Source organism: Fructilactobacillus sp. Tb1 (assembly GCF_050500285.1).
Classification (GTDB): domain Bacteria; phylum Bacillota; class Bacilli; order Lactobacillales; family Lactobacillaceae; genus Fructilactobacillus.
This window is the reverse complement of record NZ_CP191377.1, coordinates 256376-276006: the sequence shown is the minus strand read 5'-3', so window position 1 is coordinate 276006 and position 19631 is coordinate 256376. Positions and strand designations below refer to the sequence as shown.

Annotated in this window: 18 protein-coding genes, 1 tRNA gene and 1 other annotated feature; of the genes, 15 read left to right on the top strand and 4 right to left on the bottom strand. The window is 35.5% G+C overall.

Annotated elements, in window-relative coordinates:
• Positions 1–137 precede the first annotated feature (137 nt).
• The 5 genes from ACQW5G_RS01690 (at position 138) to ACQW5G_RS01670 (ending at position 4835) form a co-directional block, all read left to right on the top strand.
• Positions 138–902: a GH25 family lysozyme gene (locus tag ACQW5G_RS01690; RefSeq protein WP_429971358.1), complete on the top strand. Its 765-nt coding sequence runs from the start codon at positions 138–140 to the stop codon at positions 900–902.
• A 13-nt stretch (positions 903–915) separates the two neighbouring features.
• Positions 916–1917 carry a Gfo/Idh/MocA family protein gene (locus ACQW5G_RS01685; RefSeq protein WP_429971357.1) on the top strand — a complete coding sequence of 334 codons (1002 nt, stop codon included), beginning with the start codon at positions 916–918 and terminating at the stop codon, positions 1915–1917.
• Positions 1918–1921: 4 nt separating this feature from the next.
• Positions 1922–3223, top strand: a complete 1302-nt coding sequence (locus ACQW5G_RS01680; protein WP_429971356.1) for a DEAD/DEAH box helicase — start codon at positions 1922–1924, stop codon at positions 3221–3223.
• Positions 3224–3269: 46 nt separating this feature from the next.
• Positions 3270–3342: transfer RNA gene (locus ACQW5G_RS01675), tRNA-Arg, on the top strand.
• 137 nt (positions 3343–3479) lie between these two features.
• The gene (locus ACQW5G_RS01670) at positions 3480–4835 is read left to right on the top strand and encodes a gluconate:H+ symporter (RefSeq protein WP_429971355.1); all 1356 of its coding nucleotides are present in this window, start codon (positions 3480–3482) and stop codon (positions 4833–4835) included.
• A gap of 38 nt (positions 4836–4873) precedes the next feature.
• Here ACQW5G_RS01670 and ACQW5G_RS01665 read toward each other — a convergent pair whose 3' ends face one another.
• Both ACQW5G_RS01665 and ACQW5G_RS01660 read right to left on the bottom strand, forming a co-directional pair.
• On the bottom strand, positions 4874–5308 hold the full coding sequence (locus ACQW5G_RS01665) for a GtrA family protein (RefSeq protein ID WP_429971354.1): 435 nt from the start codon (positions 5306–5308) through the stop codon (positions 4874–4876).
• A complete protein-coding gene (locus ACQW5G_RS01660; protein ID WP_429971353.1) occupies positions 5308–6246 on the bottom strand; it encodes a glycosyltransferase family 2 protein in 939 nt (312 codons plus the stop codon). Before ACQW5G_RS01660 ends, ACQW5G_RS01665 begins: the two co-directional genes overlap by 1 nt.
• 138 nt (positions 6247–6384) lie before the next feature.
• On the opposite strand from ACQW5G_RS01660, the gene ACQW5G_RS01655 reads away from it, so the two are divergent.
• The gene (locus ACQW5G_RS01655; RefSeq protein WP_429971352.1) at positions 6385–7257 is read left to right on the top strand and encodes a YihY/virulence factor BrkB family protein; all 873 of its coding nucleotides are present in this window, start codon (positions 6385–6387) and stop codon (positions 7255–7257) included.
• Positions 7258–7261: 4 nt separating this feature from the next.
• Here the strand turns inward: ACQW5G_RS01655 and ACQW5G_RS01650 are convergent, their stop codons facing one another.
• Positions 7262–7708 (bottom strand): flavodoxin, encoded by a 447-nt coding sequence (locus ACQW5G_RS01650; RefSeq protein WP_429971351.1) that lies wholly within the window; start codon positions 7706–7708, stop codon positions 7262–7264.
• 78 nt (positions 7709–7786) lie between these two features.
• On the opposite strand from ACQW5G_RS01650, the gene recX reads away from it, so the two are divergent.
• From recX to argH, 9 genes are all read left to right on the top strand, one after another.
• Positions 7787–8593: a recombination regulator RecX gene (recX, locus tag ACQW5G_RS01645; RefSeq protein ID WP_429971350.1), complete on the top strand. Its 807-nt coding sequence runs from the start codon at positions 7787–7789 to the stop codon at positions 8591–8593.
• A 4-nt stretch (positions 8594–8597) separates the two neighbouring features.
• Positions 8598–9725, top strand: coding sequence for an AI-2E family transporter (locus ACQW5G_RS01640; protein WP_429971349.1), 1128 nt, complete (start codon positions 8598–8600; stop codon positions 9723–9725).
• Between the two features lie 70 nt (positions 9726–9795).
• Complete coding sequence (locus tag ACQW5G_RS01635) at positions 9796–11373, top strand: peptide chain release factor 3 (protein ID WP_429971348.1); 1578 nt, start codon at positions 9796–9798, stop codon at positions 11371–11373.
• Between the two features lie 22 nt (positions 11374–11395).
• On the top strand, positions 11396–12817 hold the full coding sequence (locus ACQW5G_RS01630) for a C69 family dipeptidase (protein ID WP_429971347.1): 1422 nt from the start codon (positions 11396–11398) through the stop codon (positions 12815–12817).
• A 164-nt stretch (positions 12818–12981) separates the two neighbouring features.
• Positions 12982–13524, top strand: a complete 543-nt coding sequence (locus ACQW5G_RS01625; protein ID WP_429971346.1) for a biotin transporter BioY — start codon at positions 12982–12984, stop codon at positions 13522–13524.
• A 156-nt stretch (positions 13525–13680) separates the two neighbouring features.
• Positions 13681–13906, top strand: a binding site (T-box leader).
• A 62-nt stretch (positions 13907–13968) separates the two neighbouring features.
• Positions 13969–15420: an ABC transporter substrate-binding protein/permease gene (locus tag ACQW5G_RS01620; protein ID WP_429971345.1), complete on the top strand. Its 1452-nt coding sequence runs from the start codon at positions 13969–13971 to the stop codon at positions 15418–15420.
• Entirely contained in the window at positions 15413–16156 is a 744-nt protein-coding gene (locus ACQW5G_RS01615) for an amino acid ABC transporter ATP-binding protein (RefSeq protein ID WP_429971344.1), read from the top strand. The genes ACQW5G_RS01620 and ACQW5G_RS01615 overlap by 8 nt, the downstream gene beginning before the upstream one ends.
• 1 nt (position 16157) lies before the next feature.
• On the top strand, positions 16158–17369 hold the full coding sequence (locus ACQW5G_RS01610) for an argininosuccinate synthase (protein ID WP_429971343.1): 1212 nt from the start codon (positions 16158–16160) through the stop codon (positions 17367–17369).
• The gene (gene argH / locus ACQW5G_RS01605; protein ID WP_429971342.1) at positions 17369–18742 is read left to right on the top strand and encodes an argininosuccinate lyase; all 1374 of its coding nucleotides are present in this window, start codon (positions 17369–17371) and stop codon (positions 18740–18742) included. The genes ACQW5G_RS01610 and argH overlap by 1 nt, the downstream gene beginning before the upstream one ends.
• Before the next feature lie 41 nt (positions 18743–18783).
• On the opposite strand, the gene ACQW5G_RS01600 is transcribed toward argH, so the two are convergent.
• Positions 18784–19587 (bottom strand): MucBP domain-containing protein, encoded by an 804-nt coding sequence (locus ACQW5G_RS01600; RefSeq protein ID WP_429971341.1) that lies wholly within the window; start codon positions 19585–19587, stop codon positions 18784–18786.
• Positions 19588–19631: the final 44 nt, after the last annotated feature.

Genomic DNA, 19631 nt, shown 5'->3' with positions numbered 1-19631 from the left:
TATTTTATTAAATTGAAAAAGCTTTTAATTAAAGTTTTTGTAACGCTTTCATTATATTGGAGTAAACATTGCAATTCAAGCAAGCACACCCAAAATAGTGTTAAGATAAATTAAATAAGTCTTCGTGAGGTTTATGTATGATAGAAATGAAGCGAGCTCAATTTCAAAGAAACCAACGCCACCATCAGATGAAAAAGTGGAGTTTTTTGACGTTGGCATTGATTATTTTTATTGCAATCATATTTATAATTTTAGGGCATATCCAAGCAAATAATCAGGCCCGGGCTCGTTTCTTTGCTAAGTATCCAATTCGTGGAGTTTCCCTTAATCAAGACAGTAATTATATGGATTTTAATGAGTTTAAGCAACGCGGTGGCAGCTTTGTTTATATTCGAAGCAGTCAAGGAACGGATTATTTAGATGATAATTTTAACGATAATTATTCTCGCAGTATTGGATCTGGTTTGAAAATTGGTGTGTATCATCAATACGGATTTGGGACGAGTATTACCGGACAAGAAAAGAATTTTAGCCGGGCCGTTGATGGTCAAATTGGTCAATTACCCATCAGAATTGATATTGACTACTATGGAAAATATACTGATCAAACGGTTAATAAACAACAATTACATCAGCGCATTAAACAATTTGTGAATTATTTGTACCAACGGTATGATCGACCAGTGTTAATTAAAACTAATCAAACTAATTATCAGACTTTGAAAAATATTCCTCATACTCAATTTATGTTGCATAAAGGGGTGGCTGGAGCTAACGTTACGTTTAATAATTTAAATAGTAATGATTCCTTCTATAAAGATGGAAAAAGTAGTGACGATAGCATGGCGGCTTACCACGGAAATAAGGTACAATGGAAACAGTATTTAGAACGAATGGAATGAAAGCGTAATAGAAATGATTAAACTAGGTACAATTGGAACTAATTGGATTACACAACGGATGATTGAAGCTGCTTTTGCAACTGGTAAATACGAGTTGGGTGCGGCTTATTCACGCCACGAAAATACCGGTAATGAATTTGCTAATCAAAATGGGGGAGCTAAAGTTTATACTAATTTAGCGAACTTTATGGCATCTGACGAATTTGATACGGCTTATATTGCATCGCCTAATGTTTTTCACTTTGAACAAGTAATGTTGGCATTAAAAAACAATAAAAATGTAATTGTAGAAAAACCAGCCTTTATGAACCCAATGCAAACCCAACAAGTTTTAGATGAATTAAAACTTCATCCTAACTTACGTTTGTTTGAAGCAGCGAGAAATGTTCATATGCCAGCTTTTAAAGCAGTACAACAAGCTTTGAAAAAGGCAACGAATATTGCTGGGGCTGATTTTGTTTTTAGCCAATATTCTTCTCGCTATGATTTAGTATTAGCTGGTGAAACCCCGAATGTTTTTAATTTTGCTTTTGCTGGTGGTGCTTTAGCTGATTTAGGCATCTATCCGCTATATGATGCAGTTGCTTTGTTTGGCAAACCTGTAAAACAAATGTATTATCCAACAATGATTGCTACGGGAGCAGATGGAAAAGGAACTGCACTTTTAAATTATGATAAGTTTGACATTACTTTGAATTTTAGTAAGATTTCTAACTCAAAGCATCATTCTGAAATTTATGCTGGTCGCAACATCATTGCCATTGATAACGGAGGCGAATTTACTGAGGCTAAATTAATTAGTCCAGAGCAAACTGAAGTTATTAGTGCTAAATATACTAAAAATCCAATGATTCCAGAAATGACTGATTTTGCCGCAATTATTGCACATCCAGAAGATGAAACGTTGCAGGCAAAATATCACGTATGGTTGCAATTAATGCAACACGTTAACGAAACACTAAACAATCTAGCAATTTCTGCTGGAATTCACTATCCCGATAAATTTAAGGAGTAACGTTGTGTTAGAAGAATTTGTAAAACGATTTGAAAAATTAGGCTATGATGGCCAAACTGAAATTCAAAAAGCTGTTTATCAACCAATGATTGATGGCGGTGAAGATATTGTTGGATTATCACCAACTGGTTCAGGGAAGACGGTCGCATTTTTAATGCCAATCTTAGCTAATATTATGGCAGGTCAAGGAACTCAAGCTTTGATTGTTGAACCATCCCAAGAACTTGCCATGCAGGTAACGAATATTATTCGTGACTGGGCAGGCCCATTCAACGTTAAAATCTTGCCATTAATTGGTGGAGCTAACGTTAAACGGCAACATGAACAGCTAAAGAAACGTCCCGAAATTATTGTTGGGACTCCTGGTCGAATTTTAAGCTTATTGTCTGATCGTAAACTTAAAGTAAATAACGTTGAAACAGTAGTAGTTGATGAAGCGGATGATTTACTTCAAGACGATTCACTGGAAAAAGTACGTCAAATTGTTGCTGCAGTACCACGAGATGCACAAGTTGCTTATTTCTCAGCAACCGATAGTGAGATTTTGTACAAACTTGAAGATGTGATGGGAAAACCAGCTCGAATTATTGATGTTCGTGATTTAGATAAAAGTCGTGGAAAAGTTCAACACGGACAATTCCAAGTTTCCCGGGGAAAACGAAATGATGTTTTAAATCGATTAACTAAGTTAACAAACTTTAAAGCGTTAGTTTTCTTTAACCAACAAACCGAATTAAATCGGGCTTTTAATTACTTTAAACATCAAGGATATGCTCAAGTTGAAAAGCTTAGTGGTGAAGAAAATAAGATGGCCCGTGAAAGAGCTTTACGGAACTTTAGAAAGGGGCAAACTAAGCTATTATTAACTACTGACGTAGCTGCTCGTGGATTAGATATTCCAAAGCTTCCAGCAGTAATTAATTATGATTTACCAAAAGAAGCTAATACTTATATTCACCGGGTCGGTCGTACCGGACGAATGGGTGAACCCGGCTTAGTAATTAACTTTGGTGATGATCATGATTTACGGGACTTAAAGAAACTGCTTCGTGATGAAGAATATGATTTGCAACCAATTTATTATTTCCGGGGCAAGCTAGTTGATCATGTTGAGGAAGAAGAAATTGAAAAGTTAAAAGCTGAAAATGCACCCAAGAAAAAAGTTCTTCCAGAAGTTAAAGGGACTAAGGCATCCGCTAAGAAAACTCGTTATCGCAAGATCGAAGTAGCAGAAAATGTGGTTCAAAAACCGCGAAAGAAAAACCGAAAACGAAACCAAAAGAATAAGGGTTACCACAAAAAGTAATCTTTACGAATGATTCTAATCGTGAGAAAATAGGGAAAGTTGTGATGGCCTCATAGCACAACTGGATAGGGCAATCGCCTCCTAAGCGATCGATCTCAGTTCGAGTCTGAGTGGGGTCATAAAAAAGCAGTTCACATTTGTGAACTGCTTTTTTATTTGTAAATTATTGAGCAAGGTGGTTGAAAATATTTATGAAAACGCATACAATAAATCTGTAATTATTATAAATTTATAAATAAGAAAAGAGGAAACACAAATGATGCCGTTTGTTGTTTTAATTTTAGGGATTGCGTTGCTCCTTTTCCTAATCATTAAGTTGAAATTGAATACTTTTGTTGCGTTAATTGTTACTGCAATTTTGGTAGCTTTAGGTTTAGGAATGAACCCAGCTAGTATCGCAGATGCAATTAAACTTGGGATTGGTAATACCCTAGGTGAATTAGCAATTGTGTTTGGTTTCGGTGCTATGATTGGTCGATTAGTTTCTGATTCTGGTGGTTCATATCGAATTGCCAAGACTTTAATTGATAAATTTGGTAAGAAACGTCTTCAACTTGCAATTGTAATTGCTTCGTTTATTATCGGAATGTCATTATTCTTTGAAGTTGGATTGGTTTTATTGACTCCAATTGTATTCGCAGTTGCACTAGAAGCTGATGTACCATTCCTTTACCTAGGAATTCCAATGGCTGCTGCTTTATCTGCCACTCAAGGATTCTTGCCACCACAACCAGCACCAACCGCTGTTGCAACAGCCTTAGGTGCTAATATCGGACAGGTATTGCTATTCGGAATTATCGTAGCAATTCCCTGTGTGATTGTAGCAGGACCACTTTATACGAAAGTGAGTCGTAAGTTTTTCCCAGATGCCTTTGTAGTTAAAAAGAGTTTGCCTGCATTTGGTGAAGTAAAGCAATATGACTTAAAAGATACACCTAGTTTTGGATTAGCTGCATTAACTTCACTATTACCAGCAATTTTCATGGCTTTGAATACCGTTTATCAAATGGTTGCTCATGGTGGTAAAGAAGTTGCTAAGCCACATGGTCTTGATGCGATTATTTCAATGCTTGGTAATCCAATGATTGCCATGGTAATTGCATTGATCTTTGCTATTTGGTCAATGGGATTCCATCGTGGTAAGACGATGAAAGATATTTCACTTAGTTTATCTGATGCGATTAAATCAATCGCCATGTTATTAATGGTTATTGCCGGTGGTGGAGCTTTCAAACAAGTTCTAATTGCTGGTGGAGTCGGAGACGCTGTTAAAACCATGATGATGCATTCATCATTATCACCAATTATTTTAGGTTGGTTAGTGGCTGTAATTCTCCGTGTTTCACTTGGATCAGCAACGGTTGCCGGAATGACAGCTGCAGGATTAGTAATGCCATTGATGTCATCACTTCACGTTAGTCCAGTGATGATGGCCTTAGCAATTGGGGCTGGGTCACTTGCTGCATCTCATGTTAATGATGCTGGATTCTGGATGTTTAAAGAATACTTTGACTTATCAGTTAAAGAAACTTTGGGAATTTGGACTGTTCTAGAAACCGTAATTTCAATTGTTGGATTATTAATGGTTTTAATTTTAAATATGTTCGTATAACAAAAAGCTTCGCTGAATTAAATTCAACGAAGCTTTTTTTATTTGTGTTCTTTTTCTTTAAAGGAGATGAAAATGGCCCAGAAGTAATTTAAAATTACAACAACTACATTTTGAATTATATTAAAGATATTTTTACCAAGCTTAGTATTAAAACCAAGGACCGAAACCCCAAAGGATAGAATTCCTAATCCGACAATTCCGGTAATTAAACGACCAGCGAAGAAGGTCACCATTTGGTACCAGAATTCTTTGTAAGAGTAATGTTTAGTATGGAAAACAAAATATTTATTAGTGTAGAAAGCAAATAACACAGTTACAAACCACGAGAAACAATAGTTAACAGAATAGTTAATTGAAGTAAATTGATTAATACTTCCAAATAAAACAATATTAACTACGGTTGCTGCTACACCCCAAAAAGCATATGGAATAATATCTTTATGCTTTTTATATAAATTAAGCAAAGATTGCATTATTTTTGCTCCTTAATGATGTATTGTGGACGGTGTTTCGTTTCAAGGTAAATTTTACCAATGTATTTACCGACAATTCCTAAGCAGAATAATTGAATTCCACCAATTAGCAGAATAATTGAAACTAATGAAGGCCAGCCAGCAACCGATCCACCAAAAAAGAGCGCCCGAATAATCGTTACAAAGATGCCAATGACTGCAAAAATACAAGAAAGTCCACCAACCCAAGTCGCAACTTTAAGTGGGGCATCTGAGAAATCAATAATTCCTTCAATTGAGTATTCAAGTAATTGAATCATTGACCAATGAGTTTCACCAGCAGCTCGTTCTCGACCAGGATATTTGATGTATTTGGTGTTGAAACCAACCCAACTAAAAATTCCCTTTGAAAAACGATTATATTCGGTTAATTCATTCACAGCATCGACATATTGACGAGACATTAAACGATAATCACGGACATTTGGCTTGATTTTAACGTCTGATAAGTAATCAATCACATGGTAGAAAGAAGCTGATAAAAACGCTCTGATTGGATTTTGTTTACGGCTAGTTTGGATACAACCAACACAATCATAATCTTCAGTACTAATGATTTTTAACATTTCTGGTAATAGTTCAGGTGGATCTTGAAGATCAACATCCATTAAAGCTACGTAATCACCATGAGCATTACGGAGACCAGCTGACATGGCTGATTCTTTTCCAAAGTTACGGGAAAAAGAAATGAAGTGAACTGTTTCTGGGTGTTTGTTATGTAGTTCGTTTAAAATTTTTAAAGTATTATCTGATGATCCATCATTGATGAAGATGTAATCAGGTACATATTTTTTTTCGTCTTTATTCATAGCAGCGAAAACTTTTTCCACTGTGTTATAGAATAACTCGATTGATTCCTGTTCATTGTAACAAGGAACAACTAAGCTGATAGTTTCCAAATTGAATCCTCCTCTAGTTGGGAACCAATCCCAACACTTAAAACTAACCCTAATTTTATCATTATTTTGGGGTAATAGTAACTCAAATTCAATCTGATATAATAAAGATAATTGCGTATTTAAATAAAGGAAACTACTTTGGATAAACTAAAAATCACATTTAAAAATCAAATTGTACCATTTACAAAATTACTATTTAAACATTTTATGATGGGTAATGTATCAGATTCAGCAATTGTTTTTGCATATTATGCGTTGCTATCCCTTTTCCCCATCCTAATTTCAATTGGGGGAGTAATTAAATTAGCCAACGCGAATGCGAATCATGTAATTAGTGCAATTCGAAGTTTAATGCCAGCGTCAATTTATCATATGTTAAAACCAATTTTTGAGTCAGTATTTAGTGGCGGAAATGGTGGAAGTAACTTGTCAATTGGGCTAGTAATTGCCATCTGGTCTGCTAGTAGTGCGATGGCTGCCTTTCAGCGAGCCGTTAACCGAAGTTATGGGGTTACGGATCAAAATGCATTTATGAATCGAATTGCTTCATTTATGTGGATGCTACTATTAGTTATTTTTCTATTCGTGTTGCTAATCTTACAAGGATTTGGGCAATCATTAATTAAGCTTTTAAATGAGATGCTCAAAATACCAGATCCGATTTTAACTCTTTTAGAAAGTGCCCGGGTACCATTTATCGTAACAATGTTATTCATTATTTTGAGCTTAATTTATTTCTTTGTGCCTAGTTTACGAACTAAATGGCGGTATACAGTATTTGGCACATTATTTGCTCTAGCAGGATTATCAGTCTTATCACAAGTCTTTTCGCAAATTATGCACGAGTTTTTCCGGAATATTTCGGCATATAAAACGTTAGGAACTTTTATTGTGGTTATGATTTGGCTTTATTTGACTGGAATGGTGTTGCTAATGGGAGCCGTGATTAATTCGACGGTCCACGCTTATTTGATGCCAAACAAAAAAATAGCAAATAAAAAAGACCACTAGGGCCTTATTTACTTGCTGCTTGAAATAACTCATTTGAGAATTTATCAAGGGTTTTAATATCGTCTTCATCAGGATCAAGATTGATTTTTACGTTAGCAGCACCTTGAGTTGCACCAGTAGCTAAGAGCTTCTTTGAAAATTCATCAACCGCTAAGTTGTAGAATTCTTCGTAGAAAACATCCCCAGAACCTGCGACACCAAAAGTTTTACCACTAAGGTCTAAATCACCAAGATCTTCGAAAAAGTCCATTCCTTCTTCAGGAAGATGACCTTCATCGTAAGTGTAAGGACAGATGACGATTAAATCGGCATCATTAAGTTCTTCAGCTTCAGTTTGAGAAATTTCAGTTTCTTCTACTTCAGCTCCAAGATCTTCCAGTCCTTCAGTCACGATATCAGCAATATCTTCATTATTACCAGTAATAGTTGCGTATACGACGTGTGCTTTCATTTGCGAACTTCCTTTGCTTATTTATCAAACAAGTATAGCAGAAGTCGAGCACATTGTGAATTTTGAGAGGTTATACACATGAGTAGAACTTATAAAGTTACTAAAGTTGAAGCACAGAAACGACCAGGTCGCTACAATGTTTATTTAAATGAAAAATATGCTTTTCCCATTAGTGAAGAAGTTTTAATTAAGTTTTCCATTTTTAAAGGAACTGAATTAACCCACGAAGAAATTGAACAAATTAAAGTCGCCGATAGTATTTCTAAATTATATGGAAAAGCAGTTGACTTTATTTCGTATCGACAACGGACAGAAAAAGAAGTGCGAGATAAATTAAAAACCTTGTCAGAAGATGAGTTTGCAATTGATTCTACTATTAAAAAGCTAATTGAGATTCGTTTAATTGATGATGAAAATTATGCAAATAGCTACGTTCGACAGACTGCGGATGGTCAAGCCAAAGGTCCAATTGAAGCAAAACGATACTTAATGCAAAAGGGTGTCAGTGAAACTTTAATTTTGAATGCGCTCGATGAATTTTATCCTGCAAGTAAAGTTCAAGAAAATGCTGATCGACTTGCTCAGAAGCTATTTGACCATAACAATCGATACCCATATAATAAAAGAATTGAGAAGGCTAAATTATCAATGGTTAGAAAGGGTTTTAGTTTTGATGTAATTGATCAAGCAATTAGCCAAATTGATGATGTTGTTGATATGGATGAACAGGAAATTATGCTAAAAAAAGCCGGATTAAAACTTTGGAAAAAGTATCGAACTGAGGAACCATATAAGCGCAAACAAAAAGTAAAACAGGCTTTGTTTCGAAAAGGTTTTGATTTTGATGCAATTGATGAGTTTGTTGATGAAGTTGAAGGAGTTTAACTAAGTGAAGAATTTAAAAGAATCAAAATTAGTCTTTTGGACATTTGAATTGTTACTCGTGGTAGGAATTATTTATTTATGTACAAAAGTTAGTTTCATGTTTTCACCGATTGGAATATTTGTTTCAACTATTTTTGCACCATTGCTAATTGCCGGATTTTTATACTATATGTTAAATCCAATCTTAGAAATTTTAATGAAGATTAAGATTACTAAAACGAAAAGAATAAACCGGACTTGGGGCACCACCATTATCTTTTTGGCACTGATTTTGGTACTAGCCTACATTGCCCTTTCTTTAGTTCCACATTTGGTATCTCAAGTAGCTAATTTGGCTAGCAATATGCCAAAATTTGCTTCCCATCAACAAGCTTCTTTAGAAAAGCTGACTCGACATGGCTGGTTAAAACATATTGATTGGGATCCCATTGTGGCAAAAGTTCAATCTTCATATTCTTCATATCTAAAAGTCTTGCTAAGTAATATTACCAATAGTGCTGGAAACATCATTTCAGTTGCAACCAATGTCATTATTACTTTGATTACGGCTCCAATTATTTTATTCTATATGTTGAAAGATGGAGACAAATTTTTACCTAGTGTGGAAAGACTTTTCCCAGTATTATCTGACCGTCACCGGAAACAATCCGAAACCCTTTTAAAGAAAATGAACCAAACTCTTTCACATTATATTGGGGGACAAGTGATTGAATGTTTATTCGTGGGAACATTTACTTCTATCGGATATCTTTTGATTGGACAACGTTATGCGTTGTTATTAGGAGTCTTTGCTGGATTTTGTAACTTAGTTCCATATGTAGGTCCATATATTGGAATTGTACCGGCCTTACTGGTTGCTATTGTAGTTAGTCCAGAACAGGCTTTGTACACCATTATTGTGGTCTTGGTTGTGCAACAAGTTGATGGTAACTTAGTCTATCCAAACGTGATTGGTAAATCATTGGATATTCATCCTTTGACTATCATCATTATCTTACTAGCCGCAGGGCATATTGCAGGGTTAGTTGGAATGATTTTAGCTATTCCATTCTATGCCATTATGAAAGTTATTATTGAATACCTATACAACATTTGGCTTGTCCAAAATGACAAAAAATCAGACCTTAATTAGTCAAAATTTGATCCGGATGCTTCCGGATTTTTTGCGTTAATCGTTATATAATCTCAGTAGGAGGATTTACATGAGTGATAAAAAGTTAAACCAGGAAGTCGGCAAACGCCGGACTTTCGCCATTATTTCCCATCCCGATGCCGGTAAGACAACTATTACTGAACAATTACTATTGTTCGGGGGAATTGTCCGTGAAGCCGGTACAGTTAAGGCTCGTAAGAGTGGTAACTTTGCCAAGTCTGATTGGATGGAAATTGAACAAAAACGTGGAATCTCAGTTACGAGTTCTGTGATGCAATTTGATTACCAAGGTAAACGAATTAACATCTTGGATACTCCTGGACATGAAGATTTCTCTGAAGATACTTATCGGACCTTGATGGCCGTTGATTCAGCTGTCATGGTTATTGATGCTGCTAAAGGTATCGAACCACAAACTAAAAAACTATTCCAAATTTGTAAAATGCGTGGGATTCCCATTTTTACTTTCATGAATAAGCTTGATCGTGATGGACGAGAACCAATGGAATTAATTAGTCAATTGGAAGAAGTCCTTGGAATTGAAGCTTATCCAATGAACTGGCCAATTGGTTCAGGTCGGATTTTAAAGGGACTCTATGATCGTCATAATCATCGTGTGGAATTATTCCAACCAGAAGTCGAAGGTCGTAATTTCTTGCCACTTGATGATGAAGGAAACATTGAAGGTCCTAATGACCTTGAAGGCGACAGTATTTATGATGATGCCAAAGAAGAAATGGATTTAATTTCTGAAGCTGGTAATGAATTTGACCCTGATAAGATTGCTAATGGTGATCAAACTCCGGTCTTCTTTGGTTCAGCCTTGGCTAACTTTGGGGTACAAACATTCCTGGATGCTTATCTTGAAATGGCTCCAGCTCCTGGTCAACACAAGACTTTACAAGACAAAGAAATTCAACCAATTGATGACATGTTCTCTGGTTTTATTTTTAAAATTCAAGCTAACATGAACCCACATCACCGTGACCGAATTGCGTTTGTGCGGATTTGTTCTGGTAAGTTTGAAAAAGGGATGGATGTTACGTTAGACCGGACCCAAAAAGATATTCGATTATCAAATGTGACAGAATTTATGGCTAATACCCGTGAAAACGTTAAAACAGCCGTTGCTGGTGATATTATTGGACTTTATGATACCGGTAATTTCCAAATTGGTGATACCATATATACAGGTAAGAATGAGGTTACTTTTGAAAAGCTTCCACAATTTACCCCTGAATTATTTATGCGAGTTTCTGCTAAAAATGTAATGAAACAAAAATCATTCCATAAAGGAATTAAGCAATTAGTTCAAGAAGGAGCTATTCAACTTTATACTACTTATTCTACTGGGCAATATATCCTAGGTGCTGTTGGTCAACTTCAATTTGAAGTGTTTAAATTCAGAATGCAAAATGAATACAATTCTGATGTTTTAATGGAACCAATGGGATCAAAAATTGCTCGTTGGATTGATCCAGATCAACTTGACGAAAAGATGTCTTCACAACGTAACATTTTGGTTCGTGATACTAATGACGATCCATTATTCTTATTTGAAAATCAATTTGCCGAACGTTGGTTCAAGGGTAAATATCCAGACGTTAAATTAACTTCTAAATTATAAGATTACGATTGGAGAGAGAAGTATGAAACATTTATCAGCATGTACCAGTGTGATGGTTGGAAAGAACGCCAGTATTGATGGTTCAACAATGATTGCCAGAAATGACGATACTTTTTTGCCATTAACTCCACAACGTTTTATTGTGCAACCAGCTTATGAAAATGAAAGTAAAGTTTGGAAATCAAACCAAAATGGATTTACAGCACCAATGCCTACTTCAGGCTACCGTACTTTGGAAACCCCGAATGCGGATGCCGCTAAATTAGGGGTCTTTGCTGAAAGTGGATTTAATCAAAAACATATTGCGATGAGTGCCACTGAAAGTGTTTATGGTAATATGCATACTCTTTCTCATGATCCTTGGATTGCTAATGGACTTGCTGAAGATTCATTACAATCAATGGTGTTACCTTATATTAATTCTGCTCGTGAAGGGGTCCAATACCTGGGTCAATTGATTAAAGAATATGGTTCTCCTGAGGGTAATGGGGTAATGTTTAGTGATAACAATGAAGTTTGGTACATGGAAATTGTTACTGGTCATCATTGGGTTGCTCAACGAATTCCTGATGATTCATATGCCGTGGTAGCTAACCAAGTTGCTATCCAACAAGTTGATTTTGAAGATGCAGATAATTTTATGTATTCAGATGGAATTCAAGAATTTGTTGAAAAATATTCTTTGAATCCTGATGCAGAAGGATTTAATTTTAGACATATCTTCGGGACTAGTAATGAAAAAGACCGTCACTATAACACCCCCCGTGTTTGGTATGGTCAACGTTACTTAACTCCAGAAATGGTTCAAGAACCTACTTCAGCAGATATGCCATTTATTTGTAAAGCTAACCATAAAATTCAAGTTTCAGATGTTGAATTTATTTTGAGTTCTCATTATAACGAAACTGAATATGATCCATTGGGTAAAGGTCCAGAAGATTTGAAAACTAAATTCCGGCCAATTTCAATGAATCGGACTCAAAATTCACATGTACTTCAGATTAGAAATGACGTGAAACCAGAAGTTTCAACCATTATATGGTTAAACTTTGGAATTCCAGCATTCAGTCCATATGTGCCATTCTTTGCCAATGTAGAAGCCACTGATCCAACTTACGAAACAACCCCCTTAGAAATGGATGATACTAGTGCTTACTGGATGTATCGTAAACTCTCTATGATTGTTGAATCACATTACAGTCACTTTATTCAACAAGACCGGGACTTCAAGACAGCTAACAATCAAATGTTCTTAACGCACGTTGAAAACACTTTGAACCAAGCTGAAAACTTGAAGAGTGAAGATGTTTCTGATTTTCTACAAAAACAAAATCAAAACTTAGTAGCTGAAATGAGAACTCGGGTTCATCATTTCATGAATGAATTAATGAGCAAGGGCTTGACACTTTCAAAACTTACTTACAATATGGATAAAAACTTATAAAATTTAAAACACCTAACGTTTACATCGTTGGGTGTTTTTAGTTACATATAAATAAATATGTAAGCTGCTAAACGTTGGTATAACAAGATTGTTATTTTTTTGCTATTTTTAATGCCAGAATTAAGTGATAATTAACTCATTAAATTAATAGGAGAATTTTTATTTTGAAAACCAAAGAAATCGCCTACTGTGGCGTGATGGTTGCAATTATTGCAGCCTTTAGTTTAGTTCCCCCAATTGCTGTGCCAGTTATTCCAGTGCCTATCTCATTTCAAACTATGACGGTAATGTTAGCCGGATCATTACTTGGAAAAAAATTAGGAACGATTAGTGTCTTAATCTTTTTATTATTAGTTGCAGTCGGTATGCCACTTCTTGTTGGTGGTCGGGGAGGATTTGGGGTCTTTATGGGTCCTACTGCTGGATATTTAATCAGTTGGCCAATTTGTGCTTATTTAATTGGTTGGATGTTGGAGAAATTAGGTCAATTAAACTTTTGGAAATATCTTTTAGCTAATCTAGTTGGTGGGATGGTAGTAATGAATTTAATTGGGGCCATTGTCCTTTCATTTGTGATTCATATGCCAATTATGAAAACATTGATGTCAACAATTATGTTTTTCCCGGGAGATATCATCAAAGCCATTATCGTTGCTTTAATTGCTTATAAATTACATCAAAATCATGTAATTAAAGTAAATGAATAGATAATAACTGAATTATATATCGGATTATCAATTAATTATACGTTAAAATAAGAACTATTTATGTATATGTAATGCATATTTTGACTAAATTACGAAATATATTGTAAAAAAAGCTTGTTTTATTATTTATCCGTGCTATGATTAATAAAAATTAAAAACAAAACGTTAACTAGGAAGTAGTAATTCAAAACGTGTGATTCAGTGAGATATTGGTCAGTGAGAAATATCATAAGCACTTGTGAATGAACGTCACCTAAAAGTTGTATGCGATAAAAACCATACTGGGAGCTCCCATTACAGAGCCAACGATTCGAAGCTGGATTGGGAGAGATGTTATTTCGATAACGTAAACAAGGTGGTACCGCGCATAAGCGTCCTTTAGTCTATGAGACTATTGGGCGCTTTTTTTGTTGGAAATTTTTAAATTGTAAAGGAGATGGAAAAATGAGTAAATGTTGGAAAATGTTAGTTTTATGTATTGGATTATTCATTGGAAGTTTAAGTATGATGTGTACAGTTCATGCGGATAGTTCATTACAGAGTGTCAAAGAAAGGGGAGTTTTGAAAGTTGCAACCGCACCTGATTATCCACCATTTGAATTTCAAGTGGATAAACACGGAAAGTCCAAAGACGTGGGAATTGATATTGATATTGCCAAACAAATTGCTAAGGACTTAGGCGTTAAGTTAGAAATTAAGAATATGGACTTCACCGCTTTGCTAGTAGCAGTGCAAACTGGAAAGGTTGATATGGCAATTGGGGGAATTAACCCTACCCCAGAAAGGGAACAAAATGCTGATTTTTCTAAGATTTACTATTTTGGGGGACAATCATTCTTAGTTAATAAATCGGACGCTGAAAAATATAAAAATCAAAGTGCCTTAAAAGGGCAAAAAGTTGGGACCCAAACGGGAACGTTACAACAACAATTAGCGAAAAAAGATTTAAAAGATTCCAAAAATGTGGGCATGGATAAAACCACTGATTTAGTTTTAGCTTTAAAGACAAATAAGGTTGCCGCAGTTGGAGTTGAAAAACCGGTTGCAGAAGCCTACGTCAAAAATGATCCAGATCTAAAGATGTTTAAAGCAGACTACAAATTAGATAAAAAAGACACTGGTTCAGCAATTGCTATGGCAAAAGGAAATGACACATTGATGAATGCAGTAAATGGATCAATTGACCAGATTCAAAAAGATAATTTAATTCCTGGTTATCTAGCTTCCGCTGGGAAATATATGAAGGTTAATACGGCTGATACATCAATGCTACATTACTGGAAGTATTTCTATGATGGATTGAAACATACTTTATTAATTTCAATTGCCGCAGTAATTGGGGGAATTATTCTGGGTGTATTACTTGCCTTGATGAAGATTAGTAAATACAAATTATTAAGTTGGCCAGCCATTAGTTATGTTGAGGTAGTTAGAGGGACACCAATGATGGTACAAGTCTTGTTAATCTACTTTGGTTTAGGAGTCTTGATTAACATTCCCGCATTGTTAGCGGGTATCATCGCCGTAACTTTAAATAGTGCCGCTTATGTATGTGAAATTATCAGAGGGGGAATTGCTTCAGTTGATAAAGGACAAACGGAAGCTACGCAAAGTTTAGGGTTGAGTAAAAAATATGCTTTAAGATTCGTAATCTTGCCACAAGCTTTTAAAAACATTTGGCCAGCTTTAGGAAATGAATTTATTTCTGTGATTAAAGAAAGTTCCATTGTATCAATTATTGGAGTTACTGATTTGGTATACGAATTAAACGTTGTGAGAGCAGATACCTACCGTGGAGTTGCCCCAATTGTGGTGGTAATGGTGATCTATTTTGTACTTACATTTACATTGACTAGAGGATTAAACTACTTGGAAGGAAAGATGAAACATGAATAATAAAATTATTGCATTAAACCACGTAAAGAAGAACTATGAAAAGAACGCTGTTTTGAAAGACATTAACGGAGAAGTACATGAAGGTGAAGTGATCTGTATTATCGGACCTTCAGGATCAGGAAAAAGTACTTTGTTAAGATGTATTAACCAATTGGAAAAACCATCTGATGGAGAGGTTTTATTCAATAACGATGATTTGACTAAAATGACAGATAAAGAACTTAGTAAATTGGGCGAAGAAATCGGGATGGTTTTCCAAAACTTCAACCTCTTCCCTAACATGACGGTGATGGAAAACTTAAAGTTAGCTCCCATGAGAGTGAAAAAGATGAGTGATACAGAGGCTGAAAAAATTGGGATGAAGTATCTAACTAGAGTTGGTTTAGCAGATAAAGCCAATGCTTATCCGAATAGTCTATCCGGTGGTCAAAAACAAAGAGTTGCCATTGCCAGAGCTTTAGCCATGAGTCCTAAAGTAATGTTTTTCGACGAACCAACTAGTGCCTTAGATCCAGAAATGGTCGGGGAAGTATTGAACGTTATGAAAGAATTAGCTGACGAAAATATGACCATGTTAGTGGTAACTCATGAAATGGGATTTGCCAAAAAAGTAGCTGATCAAGTGTGGTTTATGGCAGATGGCTACATTCAAGAAAAAAATGTGCCGGCTGAAATTTTTGATAATCCGCAAGAAGATAGAACTAAAGAATTTATTGGAAAGATTATTGGTGATTAACATGACAAAACCGAAAGTTGTTTTAGCATATTCAGGTGGATTAGATACCTCAGTGGCCATTGCCTGGTTAAAAGATAAGGGTTATGACGTCGTTGCTTGTTGTGTAAACGTGGGGGAGGCCAAAGATCCCGAATATGTAAAAAATAAAGCTTTAAAAACGGGTGCAATTGCTGCTTATGTCTTAGATGCTAAAGAAGAATACGCTGATAATTATTTAGCCTTAGCTTTACAAGCTAATGTCATGTATGAAGGAGTTTATCCGTTAGCCTCAGCCCTTTCAAGACCCTTAATTGTTCAAAAATTAGTCGAAGTAGCGAAAAAAGAAGGTGCGGTCGCAATTGCCCATGGTTGTACTGGAAAAGGGAATGATCAAGTCCGTTTTGAAGTAGCAATTCATGCTTTAATGCCAAAGATTGAAGTACTTAGCCCAGTTCGTGATTGGCATTGGGCGAGAGAAGAAGAAATTGCTTATGCGAAAGATCACGGCATTGAAATTCCCATTGATTTAGATTCACCCTATTCAATTGATGCTAATATTTGGGGAAGAGCCAACGAAGCCGGAATCTTGGAAGATCCATGGGTTGCAGCTCCAGAAGATGCTTACGCCTTAACTAAAGCAATTGCAGATACTCCTGATATGCCAACTGAAATTGAATTAGAATTTAAAAATGGAATTCCAGTGCAATTAAATGGTGAAAAGATGACCTTTGCAGCTTTAATTGAAAAATTAGATGAAATTGCGGGTGAAAATGGGATTGGTAGAATTGATCACATTGAAAATCGATTAGTCGGCATTAAATCAAGAGAAATTTACGAAGCTCCAGCTGCTACCGTATTAATCAAGGCACATCACGAATTGGAAGATTTAGTGTTAGAACGTGACTTGGCACATTTTAAACCGGTCGTTGATAAACAAATCTGTGAATTAATTTATAACGGATTATGGTTCTCACCTTTGATGGAAAGTTTAAAAGCATTTATTAACCAGTCACAAAAAGTAGTTAATGGCACAATTAAATTAGAATTATTTAAGGGAAATATTATTGTGTTAGGACGGAAATCAAACGATAGTTTATATGATAAAGATTTAGCTACTTATACTTCATCGGATTCATTTGATCAAGAAGCCGCAAAGGGGTTCATTAAACTATGGGGTCTTCCTAGTGAAGTAGCTAATCAAGTTGCAACAAAAAATGAAGGTGGTGCAAGCTAATGAGCGATAAATTATGGGGTGGGAGATTCCAAGTAGAAACGGATGCGTTAGTTGACCAATTTGGAGCTTCAATTGGATTCGATCAATTAATGGCGGCCGAAGATTTAGAGGGTTCATTAGCGCACGTTAAAATGTTAGGCAAAACTGGCATTTTATCATCCGCTGATGTTGCTGAAATTGTGGCTGGGTTACAATCAATTCAGCAAGATTTAGCTGCTGGAAAGATTGATTTCACGGTTGATAATGAAGATATCCATATGAATATTGAAAGTATCCTTACTGATCGAATTGGACCAGTTGCGGGAAAACTCCACACTGCTCGTTCCAGAAATGATCAGGTTGCCACTGATTTTCATTTGTATCTCAAAAAACGGATTCCAATGGTGATTGAAGTGATTACTAATTTACAAAAAGCGTTAATTACATTGGCTGAGAATAACATTAAAACCATTATGCCTGGCTATACTCATCTCCAACATGCCCAACCAATTTCATATGCTCACTATCTCATGGCATATTTTCAAATGTTACAACGAGACAAAGAACGTTTCGAATTCAACCTAAAACATACAGATATTTCACCACTTGGAGCAACTGCATTGGCTGGGACAACGTTTCCCATTGACCGCCACTTTACCGCTGAAAAATTAGGCTTCAATGATGTCTATGCTAATTCACTGGATGCAGTATCTGATCGTGATTTTGCCATTGAATTCTTGAGTAATAGTTCCATTTTGATGATGCATTTATCACGTTTTTCCGAAGAAATTAGTATGTGGGTCAGCCATGAATTTCAATATTTAGAATTAAGTGATGGATATACTACCGGAAGCTCAATCATGCCCCAGAAGAAAAATCCTGATATGGTGGAATTAATTCGGGGGAAAACCGGTCGGATTTATGGGCATCTTTTAGGATTATTAACGACGATGAAGGGGTTACCGCTAGCTTATAATAAAGATTTGCAAGAGGACAAAGAAGGTACGTTTGATACTGTTAAAACCATTATTCCGGCCTTGAAAATCTTTACTGGGATGATTAAGACTTTAAAAGTCAATGAAACTAAGATGAAGACTAGCACGGAAAATGATTATTCGAACGCAACTGAATTAGCTGATTATTTAGCTGTGAAAGGACTACCTTTTAGACAAGCTCATGCAGTAGTAGGAAAGTTAGTGTTACATGGAATTCAAACCCATCAGAATTTACAAGATATGCCATTGTCTGAGTTAAAGGCAGGCAGTGAATTAATTGAAGCGGATGTTTATCCCGAACTTCAATCAGATACTGCAGTAGCTCGACGCAATTCATTTGGTGGAACTGGATTTGAACAAGTCAAACAACAAATTGAAATTGCCAAAAAATTAATCTAACAAAAAACCAACAGTTAATTTTGAACTGTTGGTTTTTTTCGTTATTTAAGTTGCTTTTGCTTATCAGTTATTCGACTGGTGTAATCTTGCTTAATCCATTCAGCCCCACCAAGTGATAACCAAACTTGATTATTAGTCCGAACTTCTTTAAATATTTTCCAGACAGAACCAATTGGTAAAGTAAAAGGATAGCTTTCTTGTTCAGTCGGATGCTTATATACTGTTGCAGGGGTTTTAATGGAAATTAAATAATTAACTGGTTGCACGGTTTTCCAATCTTCTCGGCGATAATATAAAACAATATTTTGTGGGTCATTCCCATATTGTCCAGATAATTCACCAATTGCAAGATGGGGCAGATAACCCTTAATGGTGGGTAAATCAACATGATAAGTTGTCCCTAATACGCCAGATAAAAAGGTAGGAACTTGCAATAACTGATTATTATCATAATCAAAGCAATAAATCATTATGGGTTGTCCCAGTTCTTTTTGATAATGAATAATGATTGTTTGCTGAGCAGCAATAACCTCTGAACTAATACCATCAATTTTTTTAAATATGTATCCTTCAATTGAAGGAATCGTAAGTTTGAGTGGGCTACCAATATAAGACTTAAAAATTAGATTGGCTTCTAATTCTTGGTCTTGATCATTTAAAAATCTAACTAAAACCGTAGCAGGGGCTTTAACTGCTAATTCAGTATTAGTCGAGATTACTTGAACCGGTTCAGAAATATCATCGTTTTCAATTGGAATTTCAATAGCCTTTGCTGGTTTTCTATGTTTAGGACGATTCTTTATTGGTGGTTTAAGTGCAAATAGGTTTTTGAAAAAATTAAACAAAATAGTTACCTCCATATGTAATATCTTAATTTTAACATTAAACA

What these genes read in the sequence shown, in the direction of transcription:
- ACQW5G_RS01620 (WP_429971345.1), top strand. Translation starts at nt 13,969, where the DNA reads ATGAGTAAATGTTGGAAAATGTTAGTTTTATGTATTGGATTATTCATT.
- recX (WP_429971350.1), top strand. Translation starts at nt 7,787, where the DNA reads ATGAGTAGAACTTATAAAGTTACTAAAGTTGAAGCACAGAAACGACCA.
- ACQW5G_RS01685 (WP_429971357.1), top strand. Translation starts at nt 916, where the DNA reads ATGATTAAACTAGGTACAATTGGAACTAATTGGATTACACAACGGATG.
- ACQW5G_RS01635 (WP_429971348.1), top strand. Translation starts at nt 9,796, where the DNA reads ATGAGTGATAAAAAGTTAAACCAGGAAGTCGGCAAACGCCGGACTTTC.
- ACQW5G_RS01690 (WP_429971358.1), top strand. Translation starts at nt 138, where the DNA reads ATGATAGAAATGAAGCGAGCTCAATTTCAAAGAAACCAACGCCACCAT.
- ACQW5G_RS01610 (WP_429971343.1), top strand. Translation starts at nt 16,158, where the DNA reads ATGACAAAACCGAAAGTTGTTTTAGCATATTCAGGTGGATTAGATACC.
- ACQW5G_RS01665 (WP_429971354.1), bottom strand. Translation starts at nt 5,308, where the DNA reads ATGCAATCTTTGCTTAATTTATATAAAAAGCATAAAGATATTATTCCA.
- ACQW5G_RS01615 (WP_429971344.1), top strand. Translation starts at nt 15,413, where the DNA reads ATGAATAATAAAATTATTGCATTAAACCACGTAAAGAAGAACTATGAA.
- ACQW5G_RS01670 (WP_429971355.1), top strand. Translation starts at nt 3,480, where the DNA reads ATGATGCCGTTTGTTGTTTTAATTTTAGGGATTGCGTTGCTCCTTTTC.
- ACQW5G_RS01650 (WP_429971351.1), bottom strand. Translation starts at nt 7,708, where the DNA reads ATGAAAGCACACGTCGTATACGCAACTATTACTGGTAATAATGAAGAT.
- argH (WP_429971342.1), top strand. Translation starts at nt 17,369, where the DNA reads ATGAGCGATAAATTATGGGGTGGGAGATTCCAAGTAGAAACGGATGCG.
- ACQW5G_RS01630 (WP_429971347.1), top strand. Translation starts at nt 11,396, where the DNA reads ATGAAACATTTATCAGCATGTACCAGTGTGATGGTTGGAAAGAACGCC.